A 13,198-nucleotide genomic window follows, 5' to 3' on the forward strand; every position below is an offset into this window, starting at 1 on the left:
CTTGTCCAGGTCAGGACAGGTGGGGCAAGGCTTCGATCTTGGCGGTCCGTGGCGGTCGTGGGTGGGTACGGGAGGTTCCGGCGACAGGGCGTGTCGTCGCCGAAGCCCTGATGTCGGCAGTATCGCCCTTGCGGCAGCGAAGGTCACGTGCGCGGGTGCTCGAGGGCGCTGACCAGCCGAAATAGGGGAACGGCGGCCGCTCACCGGCCGCCGGACCACGGGGCGGCACCCGTCACGGGCGCCGGCTCACGACGATGCGACGGCCGGGCCCGCGTTGTGCGGGTTGAGGAAATTGGCCTCTTGCGGCACCTGCGGCGCGAGGTCGGTGCGCGGGTCGGGGAGGGCGGGGAACGAAGACGGGGACTTCCGACTGGTAGAAGATGTCGATGTCGGCCTCCTCACCGCTGACGATCAGGGTGTCCCAGGCCCCGCTCTCCTGAAGCGTGCGCAGGGTCTCCGGGGTGAGCTCGGCGAGGTGGGCGCGCAGCACCTCGTCGGTCGGCATGCCCGGCAGGCGGGACGACAGCCGCTCACGGATGGCGACCATGCGGTCGAGCAGGAGGTCCAGGTCGGAGCGGCGCGCCGCGGAGCCCTCGCCCGGCTGCATGCTGCGGGCGACGATGTCCTTGATGGCGCGGGTGATGCCCTCGTCGTCGGTGGCCACCATCGCGTTCCAGGCCCGGGACTTGTGCCGGTACTGAAGCATCGACATCGCCGCCTCGTGCCGGATGAAGTCGGCGTCGCGCAGCGGTCGGCCCTGCCAGACCCGGCTGAGGGAGCGGGCGAGCGAAGTGGCCGACGCCAGGCCGCTGTTGAGGCCGCGGCCGGGCCAGAAGTGGATGGCGTTCGCCGCATCACCCAGCAGGAAGCCGAAGGTTCCCGGGGTCTTCGCGGTGGGCCGGCTGAGCTGGGCCGTGAAACGCGGGCGCTGCACCATGTCCAGACGGAAAGAGGTGACCGCGGACAGGTCCTCCTCGGGCACCCCGAACATCTTCAGGCCCTCCAGGATCCGCTTCCACAGCGGCGAACCCTGCAGCAGCGCCGGCAGGAACAGGGTTCCGTGCGTGGGGCAGGTGAACTCGTTGTGCTCGCCGCGGGTCATGACGCAGGGACGGGCGGCGATGCACTCTTCGAAGACCTTGCGGACCGGATCGATGCCGATCACGTCCTCGGCCTCCTCGCGGGTGAGCCGCATGTTCAGGAAGCCCTCGCCGCGCAGCGAGTTGAGCAGAAAGCGGTTCTGGGACACGGTGAGCAGGACGCTCATCGGGTCCGGCAGCGTCGACTTCACCCGCAGCCCCAGCACGATGTCCCGCAGGTGCTCACCGTCGAGGGAGTAGATCGAGGCGTCGGCCGTTCCGAAGCGGTCGGCATAGTGTTCGCGGGTACGGGAACGCCCGCCCTCGGCGATGACGAGCACGTGGTCCTGGGCGAGCCGGCTCTGCTGCTCCTCCACATCGAAGCGCTTGGGGACCAGCCTGATGGCCTCGCGCCTGTTGGCCAGCTCCAGCAACTGGTCCTCGACGTAGGAGATACGGATGTTGCGCGGCGGACGGCCGTCCACCGAGTCCGGTCCGACGGGCCACATCTCCGAGTAGCCGGCCGTGTTGTCGAACAGTGCCGAGCGGACCTCCTCGGACAGCGCCAGATACTGGCGGCTCTGTACGGTCACGACCTGCTGGCGCCGTACGTTGCCGTGCTGCTCGTCCTTCCAGACGACGGTGGAGCCTTCCTTGCGCCAACGGGCGTCGTACACGGTGATCCGGGCACGTCCCCGGAGTTGCTCCTCCAGCGCCAGGGCGAAGGCGAGGCCGACCGGGCCACCGCCGGTGACCGTGACGCGCAGGGTTCCGGAGTCGGCGTTCGGGTCGATGCGCGGGGAGTTGAGGAGGGAGAGGTCCATGACCGTCTCCATCGCTTCCTGCGCCTCGTAGAGGAAGGTCTCGTCGCCTATTCGTATGCAGTCGTTGGGACGCAGCACGTGTCGCGTGACGCGTTCGTCGTTGACGTACGTGCCGTTGCGGCTGTCACGGTCGTACAGGACGAACCCGGCGTCCTCCGGGACGATCTCGGCGTGCAGGCGCGAGGCATTGGCGCTCACAAGCACGATGCCGTTGTCGCCCTTACGGCCGAGGGTCAGCGGTGCACCGTCCAGAACCACACTCTGACCGGTGAAGGGACCGGTCTGTCCCACGATGATCGACGGCACCTGCGTACTCCTCGCACTCCGTGTGAGGGTGAACTCCCCCGGGACATACACGTAAGTATGCCCCGCCGCGGTTCAACCGATCTTGGATCACTGGGCCTGCTCGCACGTCACCGAGAAGGGCACCGTGTTCGAAGTCGTCCCCAGGGGGCCCTTGACCTCCACGCCGACCTCGCTGGTGAAGGTTCCCGCCCTGGAGTACGCCGTCAGGCGCACGACGTCCTGGCCCGTACGGTCCCCGTCGCTCGCGAAATTGAGGGAGCGCCACTCGCGGTCGACCACCGAACCGTCCTTGGACACCCACCGGTAGGTGATCCTGGCCGGCACCTCGTCCACGGCGAACGTCGCCGTGAAGGTGGGGGCCTGGTCGGCCGGCGGCGAACACTCCCCGACGTAGGTCGTGTTCACGCCGGTCACCGTCGCACGGACCTGCTGCGAGGTGGCGGTGTCCTTGTCGTTCCCTCCCTCGTCCTCGCCCCGATTGACCAGCACGTAGCTCAGCCCGGCGATGAGGAGGGCGCACGCCACCGCGCCGCCGATCAGGGCCGCGGTGCGTCGGCGGCGGCGCGGGACGCCGGCGGGCTGCGGCTCGAAGGGGATGGGAGGGCCGAAGACGCCCGCGGGTGCGGTGGCCGCAGGTTGGGCGGGCTGAGGGGACTGAACGGGCTCGGCAAGCGATGTCCCGATCACGGCGTGCGCCGACGCCGACGTACCGTCACCGGCGGTCGTTGCGTCACCAACCGTGGGTGCGTCACCGATCGTTGGGGTGTCACCGGCCGTGGGAGCGTCACCGACGGTGAGAGTTCCGTCGGCCGCCGGGGCCGTCGCGGCCGTACCGCCGCCCGCCGCTGTCTTCCGCAGCTCCCGCTCGGCCTGTTCGGCGGTCATCCGCTCGGTGGGCTCCTTGCGCAGCAGCCCCTCGATGACCGGGGTGAGCGGGCCGCACCGGCGCGGTGTCCGGGGTTCCTCGTCGACGATCGCGCGCAGGGTGCTGAGCGGGGTGTCCTGGCGGAACGGGGAGAGGCCCTCCACGGCCGCGTAGAGCAGAACGCCGAGCGACCACAGGTCGGACTCGGGACCGGGCGTGCGGCCGAGGGCCCGCTCGGGCGGAAGGTACTCGGGGGAGCCCACGACCTCGCCGGTCATGGTCAGCGAGGAATCACCCTCGACCATCGCGATGCCGAAGTCGGTGAGTACGACGCTGCCGTCATCGCCGAGCAGCACGTTCGCGGGCTTCACATCGCGGTGCAGTACACCCTCGCGGTGTGCGGCGCGCAGAGCCGACAGGACCTCGGCGCCGATCTGCGCCGCCCGCTCGGGGGTCAGCGGTCCCTCGGCGCGCAGCAGGTCTCCGAGTGAGCGTCCCCGCACGAGTTCCATGACGATCCAGGGGCGGCCGTCGTCGGTGGCCACGTCGTAGACGGTCACCACGTTGCGGTTGGGGATGCGGGCGGCGGCCCAGGCCTCGCGCTCCAGCCGGGTGTACATCCTCTCGATGTGCGCGGCGGACAGCCCGGCGGGGGCACGCACCTCCTTGACGGCGACGTCGCGGTGCAGCGCCTCGTCGCGCGCACGCCACACCGTTCCCATGCCGCCCTCGCCGAGGCGCGACAGCAGCAGGTAGCGGCCCGCGACCCTCCGCTCCTGGTCCGGTGGCACCTGTACGGCCTCCTTGTCGTGCATCCGGACGGCTCTCCCTCTCCTCGTGCGGCAGCCGGGGCGATCGCGGATGTCGCCCTCGCGCAGCAGCTCCGCATCCCCGTATACAGCGCTCAACAGCGAGCCCGCCACCCCGCGGGCGGCGTCCGGCGCCGCGGCCCGGCGATCACCGACCGGTGCGGACACATGATGTCGCACGCGCCCGACCGGCCGTCATGACCCCCGCCTCTTCCCGGACCTTCCAGGAGCCGCGTTGTGCTACACGCGGAAGCGGGTTCGAATGGTTCGCCTCATCGCGGGAAAGGTGGCAGCTTTCGGCCTGTTGCCGGAAACCGGCGCCTGAGGCTGCCCGAGCCGGGCGGCGTCTGCGGATCAGCCGGAGGCCGCCGCGAGCGCGAGGCCCGGACCGTAGCCGGAGACAGAACCCCGGCCTGTCAGGGGATCGCCGGCCCCCGGTACTCGCTCATCGCGTCGATGAGCCAGCGGGCCAGGTAGTCGGCGAAGGAGGACCGTGGGAAGAGCCGGTACGTCGGCTCGTCGTCGACCTGCCACAGCAGTACCGCCACGGGCCCCACCGTGGTCGACACCGCGCGGCCGGGGCCGAAGGCCCGAGGGTGCAGGTCCAGCGCGCAGCCCTTCTCCAGCACATCCCGGGCGGACGGGCCGCTCAGCACCAGGGTGGTGCGGTTCGCCGAGACGTCCACGACCGATCCGGGGTCCACTCCGAGTGCCTCCTTCAACTCGGCGGCCACGGAGGTGCCTTCGGACACTACGAGCCACTCGTCGGGGCCGAGCCAGACGATCGTGTGGGCATCGGACGCGGTGGTGTGGCCGCATTGTCGGGGGAGCGGGGTCCCCAGGGTCTTGGCCATGCGCTCGGCCGCCTCGGAGGCGGGATCGACGCGCAGGTTCACCATGGTGAGGAACGGCCGCTCGGCCAGCGCGACGCCCCGGGCGCCGGTGACGGTCGCGGTGCGCATACGTTCCTCCAGATGCGCCAGGGGGCTGGTGCGCGGTGCCACCGGGCCGCAGCCCGTGTCGGTCGTGGGCTCAGCCATCTCGCTTGGTCCCTTCTGGGTCGTAGAGGACGAAGTCGGTCACCTCGACGGGCACCAGGCCCTCACCCACGGGGGCGAGCAGGGTCTCGCCGATCCTCGCCCGCCCGTCGGCGACGAGGGCCAGGGCGAACGGGCGGCCGAGGGCCGGGCTGTGGTAACTGGAGGTGACGTGGCCGAGCATCGGCACGGGCACCCTCTCCAAGGAGACGTCCGGCGCGACGAGTTGGGCGCCCTCGGGCAGGCGCGTCGTACGGTCGGTCGGCAGCAGGCCGACCAGTTGCTTGCGGTCGGTGCGGGAGGTGTCGGCGCGGGAGTAGGACCGCTTTCCGATGAAGTCCTTCTGCTTCGAGACCACCCAGGACATGCCCGCGTCCTGCGGGGTGACCGTGCCGTCGGTGTCCTGGCCGACGATGATGTAGCCCTTCTCGGCGCGCAGGACGTGCATGGTCTCGGTGCCGTACGGGGTGATGTCGTACGGCCGGCCGATCGCGTACACCTCCTCCCAGACCGCCTGGCCGTACCACGCGGAGACGTTGATCTCGTAGGCGAGTTCACCGGAGAAGGAGATCCGGCAGATGCGGGCCGGGATGCCGGAGGCCAGGGTGGTCTCGCGGAAGGCCATGAAGGGGAACGCTTCGTTCGACAGGTCGACGTCGGGGGCGAGATGACCGACGACCTGGCGTGACTGCGGCCCCACGACGGCGATCGTCGCCCACTGCTCGGTCACCGAGGTGCAGTGGACGTCGAGTTCGGGCCACTCCGTCTGCAGCCACTCCTCCAGCCAGTCCAGGACCCCGGCGGCACCGCCGGTCGTGGTGGTCATGAAGTAGCGGCTGTCGTCGAGGCGCAGGGTCACGCCGTCGTCGAAGATCATGCCGTCGGGCTTGCACATGACCCCGTAGCGGGCCGTGCCGGGCTTCAGCTTCTTGAAGGCGTTCGTGTACATGCGGTTGAGGAACTCGCCCGCGTCCGCGCCCCGGATCTCGATCTTGCCGAGGGTGGAGGCATCCATGAACGCCACCCCCTCACGGGCCGCCCGGCACTCCCGGGCCACGGCCGTGTCCATGTCCTCGCCGGTGCCGGGGTAGTACCGGGGTCGTTTCCACTGTCCGACGTCCTCGAACACCGCCCCTTGGGCGACGTGCCAGGTGTGGATGGACGTCGTGCGCTCCGGGTCGAACAACTCGCCACGCTCACGCCCGGCCAGGGCGGCGAATGCGATCGGCGTGTACGGCGCGCGGTAGGCCGTGGTGCCGATCTCGCCCAGTGAACCGCCGAGGGCCTCGGCGATCACGCCGATGGCGTTGACGCCGGAGGTCTTGCCCTGGTCGTTCGCCGTGCCGAGCGAGGTGTAGCGCTTGACGTGCTCCACGCCGCGCATGCCGGCGCCGGTGGACCGCCAGACGTCTGCGACGGTGACGTCGCGCTGGAGGTCGACGAAGTGGGTGTCCCAGGTGGCGGGTTCGCCGTCGGGGGCGGGGACCAGCCACAGTGCGCGCACCGGACCGGGCGCGGATCGCGCAGCGCCGGGCGACGGCACGGGGACCGGGAACCCGGCGTCCGTCGCGGCCCGTGCACCGGCCCGTGCCCCTTCGGCCAGACAGCCGTCCAGGTCGTACGTCCCACGCGCCGCACCCACGACCCGCTGGTCCCGCACGGCTGCGTCGGGGACGAACGCGACCAGCTCCTCGTCCCAGCGCAGCAGCCCCTGACGCTGGCTGTGCAGGTGCACCACCGGACTCCACCCGCCCGATACGGCGAGCAGGTCGCAGTCGAACGACTCTGCCGCACCGGTGAGTTCGCCGTCCTCGTCGAGGGCCTGCACGGTGACGCCGGTGAGCCGTCCGTCGCCCGCAGCGGAGACCACCGCACTGCCCGCGAGCACCCGCACTCCGGTCGCCCCGGCGACCTCGGCGGCCCGGTGGGACAGTTCGGGGCGCGCGTCCACGACGGTGGCGATGTCCACCCCGGCGGCGTGGAGGTCGGCGACGGTGTCGTACGCGCTGTCGTTGGTCGTGCTGACGACAGCCCTCGAACCAGGCACCACCGCATACCGGTTGAGGTAGGAACGCACGGCGCCGGCGAGCATCACCCCGGGCAGGTCGTTGCCGGCGAACACCAGCGGACGCTCGTGGGCCCCGGTCGCCAGGACGACCTGGCGGGCCCGGATGTGCCACAGCCGCTGACGTGAGACGCCGTCCGACGGGTCGGGGGCGTCGGCTCCGAGATGGTCGGTGCGCCGCTGGAGGGCCAGTACGTAGTTGTCGTCGTACGACCCGAAGGCCGTGGTGCGTTGCAGGACCACGACGCCGGGGGCGGCGTCGAGTGCCGCGCGTACCTCGGCGACCCACCCGAGGCCGGTCCCGGTGCCGGAGAGCAGCGAACCGCCGCTCTCGGGCTGGTCGTCGACGAGGATCACGCGGGCGCCGGAGCCGGCGGCAGCGGCGGCGGCCGCGAGTCCGGCCGGTCCGGCGCCGACCACCAGGACGTCGGTGTGGACGTACTTCTTGTCGTACACGGCGGGGTCGGGGCTCGGGTCGAGCCGGCCCATCCCGGAGAGGGTGGTGGCGGAGAGCCCGTCGTACAGCTCCACGGTCGTGGCCGGGAGCATGCCCTCCGAGCACGAACCGTCGATCTGCACCAGGGCGTTGGGCTCCTCCACGCCCGCGGAGACGATGCCGCGCGGGCGGCCGCGGTAGAGCGACGGGGCGACCTCGACAACACCGTTCGCCAGCATCGCTGAGGCGACGGTGTCTCCGGGGTGACCGGTCAGCTCCCGCCCGTCGACGGTGAACCGCAGCACGCGGGCACGGTCGATACGGCCGCCCTGCCGCCGCCGGAATCGCTGGTCGGTCATCGGTTGTTCCCTCCGGCCTGGGGCAGTTCGGGGCGGGGCTCGTCGAGCCGGTAGGAGCTCAGCACCTCGTAAGTGACGGTGTCGCGCAGGACGTTGAACCAGCGCCGGCAGCCGGTGCTGTGCATCCACCGCTCGGCGAAGGGGCCCTTGGGGTTGTCGCGGTAGAAGACGTACTCGGCCCACTGTTCGTCGGTGAGGTCGGCGGTGGTCTCGGGGTAGGGGACGTGGGCCTGTCCGCCGTAGTGGTACTCGGTCTCGTCGCGGGGGCCGCACCATGGGCAGCTGATCAGCAGCACGGTGACCTTCTCTCAACAGGCTTTCAGTGGGCCACGGCTGCCGCGCCGTGCTCGTCGATCAACGCGCCCGTCGCGAAACGTTCGAGGGCGAAGGGGGCGTTCAGCGGATGCGGTTCGCCCGTGGCGATGGTGTGCGCGAAGGTCCAGCCGGCGGCCGGGGTGGCCTTGAAACCGCCGGTGCCCCAGCCGCAGTTGACGTAGAGGTTCTCGACGGGCGTGGTCCCGATGATCGGGGAGGCGTCCGGGGTGACGTCCACGATGCCGCCCCAGGTCCGCAGCACGTGCGCCCGGGCGAAGACGGGGAACAGCTCGACGGCGGCGGCCATCTGCTGCTCGATGACGTGGAAGGAGCCGCGCTGGCCGTAGCCGTTGTACGAGTCGACGCCCGCGCCCATCACCAGCTCGCCCTTGTGTGCCTGGGAGACGTAGACGTGCACGTGGTTCGACATGACGACCGTGGGGTGCACCGGCTCGTGCAGCTCGGAGACCAGCGCCTGCAGCGGGTGGGACTGCACCGGCAGCCGCACGCCCGCCCGCTCGGCCAGCACACTGCTGTGCCCGGCGGACGCGAGACCGACCCGGCCGGCGAGGATGCGGCCCCGGTTGGTCTCGACGCCCACGACCCGGTCACCGTCCTTGAGGAAACCGGTGACCTCGCAGCCCTGGATCAGGTCCACGCCTATCTCGTCGGCCCGGCGGGCCAACGCCCAGGCGACGTGATCGTGCTTGGCGATACCGGCCCGGGGTTGGAAAGTGCCGCCGAGGACCGGATAGCGGGTGCGGGACGAGAGGTTGAGGATCGGGCAGACCTTGGCGACCTCGTCCGGTTCGAGCCACTGGGCGTCGACTCCGTTGAGGCGGTTGGCGTTGACGCGCCGCACGCCCTCGCGGACGTCCTGGAGGGAGTGCGCGAGGTTGAGGACGCCGCGCTGGCTGAACAGAAAATCGTAGTCCAGCTCCTCCGGGAGTCCCTCCCACAGCTTGAGCGCGTACTCGTAGATCGCCGCGCTCTCGTCCCACAGGTAGTTCGAGCGGATGATCGTGGTGTTGCGCGCCATGTTGCCGCCGGCCAGCCAGCCCTTCTCCAGGACGGCGACGTTGGTGATGCCGTGGTTCTTGGCGAGGTAGTACGCGGTCGCCAGGCCGTGCCCTCCGGCGCCGACGATGACGACGTCGTACGAGGAACGCGGCTCGGGGTTGCGCCACAGGAAGTCCGGGTGCTCCGGCAGCGGCTCGGCGGTCATGCCGCGTCTCCGATCAGGTGGGGGTTCCCGGTCAGGTGGGGATAGAGGGGAAACGCGCCCGCGAGCTTCGCGGCCCGGTCCCGCAGCAGGCCGGCGCGCTCGTCGCCGAGCGGCTCCGCCATCAGGGCCTGCGCGATGATGTCGGCGACCTCGCGGAACTCCGTCTCGCCGAAGCCGCGGGTGGCCAGGGCCGGGGTCCCGATCCGCAGCCCCGACGAGACCATCGGCGGGCGCGGGTCGAACGGCACCGCGTTGCGGTTGACGGTGATGCCGATGCGGTGCAGCCGGTCCTCGGCCTGCTTCCCGTCGAGCGCGGAGTTGCGCAGGTCGACGAGGACCAGATGGACCTCGGTGCCGCCGGTCAGCACGGTGATCCCGGCCTCGGCCACGTCATCGGCCAGCAGCCGTCCGGCGAGGATGCGGGCGCCGTCCAGGGTGCGCCGCTGGCGCTCCTTGAACTCCTCGCCCGCCGCCACCTTGAAGGCCACCGCCTTCGCCGCGACGACATGCTCCAGCGGGCCGCCCTGCTGGCCCGGGAAGACCGCCGAGTTGATCTTCTTCGCCAGGTCTGCACGGCTGAGGATCACCCCGCCGCGCGGACCGCCGAGGGTCTTGTGCGTGGTGGTCGTGACGACATCGGCGTACGGCACCGGGTTCGGGTGCAGGCCCGCGGCCACCAGGCCCGCGAAGTGCGCCATGTCCACCATCAGGTACGCGCCCACCGCGTCGGCGATCCGCCGGAACGCGGCGAAGTCCAGCCGCCGGGGGTAGGCCGACCAGCCGGCGACGATCATCTTCGGCCGGTGCGCGAGAGCGAGCTGCTCGACCTCGTCCATGTCGACGCGCAGGTCGGACTCGCGCACGTGGTACGGCACCACGTTGTACAGCTTGCCGGAGTAGTTGATGCGCATGCCGTGCGTCAGATGACCGCCGTGCGCCAGGTCGAGGCCGAGGATCGTGTCGCCGGGGTCGAGCAGCGCGAACATCGCGGCCGCGTTGGCCTGGGCGCCCGAGTGCGGCTGCACGTTCGCGGCCTCGGCGCCGAACAGGTCCTTCACCCGGGCGATGGCCAACTGCTCGACGACATCGACGTGTTCGCAGCCGCCGTAGTAGCGACGGCCTGGGTAGCCCTCGGCGTACTTGTTGGTCAGCACCGAGCCCTGGGCCTCCATGACGGCGGCCGGGGCGAAGTTCTCCGAGGCGATCATCTCCAGGGTGGACTGCTGCCGGTGGAGCTCCGCGCCGACGGCGGCTGCGACCTCCGGGTCGAGCTCGCCCAGCGGGAGGGAGAGGGGAGAGGCGGACGTGGTGATCGACGGGTTCGCTGCCATCTGTGCACCATCCTGGGAGCCAACTAATGAGCAACTGATATATCAACCTCTGCGGTACGGTATGAGAGCTCGCCGACCAGGTCAAGGGGGCCTCATGCAGAACGTGGTGACAGCGCCCAGAGGTGAGGAAGTGTCCCTCGCCGAGCGGGCCTACCGCGCCATCCGCGACCGGCTCGTCATGCTCGAGATCCGCCCGGGCGCGCCGATCAACGAGGACCAGCTTGCGCAGTCCCTCAGCGTCGGACGGACGCCGGTGCGCGAGGCCCTCAAGCGGCTCCAGTACGAGCGGCTCATCACGACCTACCCGCGACGCGGCACCTTCGCCACCGAGGTCAACATCACCGACCTGGCTCACATCTCCGAGGTGCGCCTGGAGCTGGAGCCCCTGGCCGCCGCCCAGGCCGCACGCCGTGCGACGGCCGCGGACCGGGCCGTCCTGACGGCCCTGCGGGTGGAGCTGGAGAGTGAGGGGCCCCGGCAGCGCGACGCCGCCGAGCTCATGCACCTGGACCTCCAGGTCCACCGCGCCATCTACGCCGCCACGCACAATCCGTACCTGGAGGACACCCTCGTCCGCCACGACAACCTGGCGACCCGCATCTGGTGTCTGTTCGTCGACCGGCTGGCCGACATGGCCGGCCATGTCGAGGAGCACGGACCGCTGGTCGAGGCGATCGTCGCCGGGGACCCCGACAAGGCGGCGCAGCTCGCCCGCAGCCATGTCGAGGGCTTCGAACGGGCCATCCGCGAGGCCATCTGACAACGCAGGGGCCGACACCCACAGGCACAGATCCGTCAGGATCAGTTAACATAGAATAATTAGATAGATGAATAGCCGAGTGGGCGGCGAGGAGTGGTCGTGGATTTCGGGCTGACCGACGAGCAGGACCTGTTGCGCGCGACGGCACGGCAGTTCGTCGCCGATGTGTGCCCGGCCGAGAAGGCCAAGCAGTGGGACGAGGACGGCGTCGTACCGCCCGAACTCTTCCGGGGCATGGCCGAGCTGGGCTGGTTCTCGCTGCCGTTCGGTGAGGACGAGGGCGGTGACGGTGGCGGGCCGCTGGAACTGATCCTGATCGCGGAGGAGCTGGGACGGGCCAGCTTCGACGTCGCCATGTGCTACATCGGTGTGCTCATCCCCGGGATCACGGTGTTCCGCTGGGGCAACGAGGCACAGCGCGCCTTCATACGCGAGCAGGTGATGACGGGCCGCCACCGTCTGGCCGTAGGCCTTAGCGAGCCCGACAGCGGGTCCGACGCCGCGGCGCTGCGCACCACCGCCGAGGACCACGGGGACCACTTCCTCGTGCGGGGGCAGAAGGCGTGGTGCACGGGCGGGGGCCTGCCCGACACGACCATCGCCACGTACGTGCGCACCGGGCCCCGCGAGCCGAAGCACGCAGGCATCAGTCTGCTGCTCGTCGACCCGTCGACGGAGGGTGTCGAGGTGCGCCGGACGCCGACGCTGGCCCGGCACATCCTGGGCACCAACGAGGTCTTCTTCAACGACGCCCTGGTCCCGAAGGAGAACCTCGTCGGACCGCGCGACGAGGGCTGGAAGGTCATGCTCTCCAACATCGAGCTGGAGAAGGTGATCATCAGCGGCGGGTATCTGGGGGCCGCTCAGGCCACGCTCGACGAGATGCTCGAATACGCCCGCACCCGGCACGCCTTCGGCCGGCCGGTCGGCAACTTCCAGGCGCTCGCCCACGCCATGGCCGACCTGCAGACCGAGATCGACTCCGCCCGGCTGCTCGCCCACCGTGCCGCATGGCTGCTCGCGCAGGGCAAGCCATGCACACGGGAAGGTTCGATGGCGAAGCTGAAGGGGTCGGAGACCTATGTGGCCGCCGCCCGCCTCGGGATGCAGATCCTCGCGGGCCACGGGTTCTCGACGGAGAGCGTGATGAGCTTCCGCTACCGGGAGTCGATCGTGGCCACCATCTCAGGGGGAACGAGCCAGATCCAGCGCAACGGCATCGCGCGCAGCATGGGACTGCGTTCCTACTGAGCCCGGTCGTCCTGTTCGGCCAGCCACTCCTCGTGCCGTGCGAAGTGGCTCCGGTCCCGGGTCACCCAGATCCCGGAGGCCCGGGCGAGCACAGCGCGCGTCGGCAGGAGCACCATCTCGCCCGCGATGTACCAGCGTCGGCCCTCCCGCTTCTCCACCCGGGCCCGGACCTCCAGCGGCCGTTCCACGGGAACCGGCTTCACGAAGCTCACGCTCAGCTCCGCCGTCACGCTCAACACCCGGTGCAGCAACGGTAGATGGCCGAGACAGTCGTCCAGCACGGCCGCAGTCCAGCCGCCGTGCGCGACATCCGGCCCGCCCTCCTGGTCACGAGGGCAGGACAGCTCGAACCGCGCCACCCCGTCCTCGTCGAGCCGCTCGCGCTCCACGCCCAGGCGACAGGACCCGGCAGCGCGGCACGCCCCGCACAGGGCGACGCCGCCCGGGGTCCGGGGCGGCTCCTGGAAGTCGGCGCCCGCCCAGGGCCCCGTCGGCGTCGGCGTGGACATGGTGTGACTCCTCTTGTCGGACATCAG

General features: G+C 70.7%; 10 protein-coding genes. 2 read left to right on the top strand and 8 right to left on the bottom strand.

Translation table 11 applies throughout. From position 1 onward, the window contains the following. Positions 1 to 232: 232 nt before the first annotated feature. From OHO27_RS39555 to glyA, 7 genes are all read right to left on the bottom strand, one after another. A complete protein-coding gene (locus OHO27_RS39555; RefSeq protein WP_328429737.1) occupies positions 233 to 2,209 on the bottom strand; it encodes an FHA domain-containing protein in 1,977 nt (658 codons plus the stop codon). 87 nt (positions 2,210 to 2,296) lie between these two features. After that, positions 2,297 to 3,889: a serine/threonine-protein kinase gene (locus OHO27_RS39560; protein ID WP_328430687.1), complete on the bottom strand. Its 1,593-nt coding sequence runs from the start codon at positions 3,887 to 3,889 to the stop codon at positions 2,297 to 2,299. 410 nt (positions 3,890 to 4,299) lie between these two features. Then, complete coding sequence (locus tag OHO27_RS39565; protein WP_328429738.1) at positions 4,300 to 4,923, bottom strand: sarcosine oxidase subunit gamma; 624 nt, start codon at positions 4,921 to 4,923, stop codon at positions 4,300 to 4,302. Continuing rightward, the gene (locus OHO27_RS39570; RefSeq protein WP_328429739.1) at positions 4,916 to 7,780 is read right to left on the bottom strand and encodes a sarcosine oxidase subunit alpha family protein; all 2,865 of its coding nucleotides are present in this window, start codon (positions 7,778 to 7,780) and stop codon (positions 4,916 to 4,918) included. Before OHO27_RS39570 ends, OHO27_RS39565 begins: the two co-directional genes overlap by 8 nt. Then, positions 7,777 to 8,076 carry a sarcosine oxidase subunit delta gene (locus OHO27_RS39575; protein ID WP_328429740.1) on the bottom strand — a complete coding sequence of 100 codons (300 nt, stop codon included), beginning with the start codon at positions 8,074 to 8,076 and terminating at the stop codon, positions 7,777 to 7,779. The genes OHO27_RS39570 and OHO27_RS39575 overlap by 4 nt, the downstream gene beginning before the upstream one ends. A 23-nt stretch (positions 8,077 to 8,099) precedes the next feature. Beyond that, positions 8,100 to 9,320, bottom strand: a complete 1,221-nt coding sequence (locus OHO27_RS39580) for a sarcosine oxidase subunit beta family protein (protein WP_328429741.1) — start codon at positions 9,318 to 9,320, stop codon at positions 8,100 to 8,102. After that, positions 9,317 to 10,651 (bottom strand): serine hydroxymethyltransferase, encoded by a 1,335-nt coding sequence (gene glyA / locus OHO27_RS39585; RefSeq protein WP_328429742.1) that lies wholly within the window; start codon positions 10,649 to 10,651, stop codon positions 9,317 to 9,319. Before glyA ends, OHO27_RS39580 begins: the two co-directional genes overlap by 4 nt. Before the next feature lie 94 nt (positions 10,652 to 10,745). Between glyA and OHO27_RS39590 the strand changes: the two genes are divergently transcribed. Both OHO27_RS39590 and OHO27_RS39595 read left to right on the top strand, forming a co-directional pair. Then, a complete protein-coding gene (locus tag OHO27_RS39590; RefSeq protein ID WP_328429743.1) occupies positions 10,746 to 11,411 on the top strand; it encodes a GntR family transcriptional regulator in 666 nt (221 codons plus the stop codon). Between the two features lie 99 nt (positions 11,412 to 11,510). Further along, complete coding sequence (locus tag OHO27_RS39595) at positions 11,511 to 12,662, top strand: acyl-CoA dehydrogenase family protein (RefSeq protein ID WP_328429744.1); 1,152 nt, start codon at positions 11,511 to 11,513, stop codon at positions 12,660 to 12,662. Here OHO27_RS39595 and OHO27_RS39600 read toward each other — a convergent pair. Then, entirely contained in the window at positions 12,656 to 13,171 is a 516-nt protein-coding gene (locus OHO27_RS39600; RefSeq protein ID WP_328429745.1) for a PaaI family thioesterase, read from the bottom strand. The two genes, OHO27_RS39595 and OHO27_RS39600, sit on opposite strands and share 7 nt — an antisense overlap. Between the last annotated feature and the right edge of the window lie 27 nt (positions 13,172 to 13,198).

It is taken from the genome of Streptomyces sp. NBC_00443, from assembly GCF_036014175.1.
Taxonomy (GTDB): domain Bacteria; phylum Actinomycetota; class Actinomycetes; order Streptomycetales; family Streptomycetaceae; genus Streptomyces.

Coding starts and splice junctions, on each gene's coding strand:
- OHO27_RS39560 (WP_328430687.1), bottom strand. CDS start 3,889: ATGCACGACAAGGAGGCCGTACAGGTGCCACCGGACCAGGAGCGGAGG.
- OHO27_RS39565 (WP_328429738.1), bottom strand. CDS start 4,923: ATGGCTGAGCCCACGACCGACACGGGCTGCGGCCCGGTGGCACCGCGC.
- OHO27_RS39570 (WP_328429739.1), bottom strand. CDS start 7,780: ATGACCGACCAGCGATTCCGGCGGCGGCAGGGCGGCCGTATCGACCGT.
- OHO27_RS39580 (WP_328429741.1), bottom strand. CDS start 9,320: ATGACCGCCGAGCCGCTGCCGGAGCACCCGGACTTCCTGTGGCGCAAC.
- glyA (WP_328429742.1), bottom strand. CDS start 10,651: ATGGCAGCGAACCCGTCGATCACCACGTCCGCCTCTCCCCTCTCCCTC.
- OHO27_RS39590 (WP_328429743.1), top strand. CDS start 10,746: ATGCAGAACGTGGTGACAGCGCCCAGAGGTGAGGAAGTGTCCCTCGCC.
- OHO27_RS39600 (WP_328429745.1), bottom strand. CDS start 13,171: ATGTCCACGCCGACGCCGACGGGGCCCTGGGCGGGCGCCGACTTCCAG.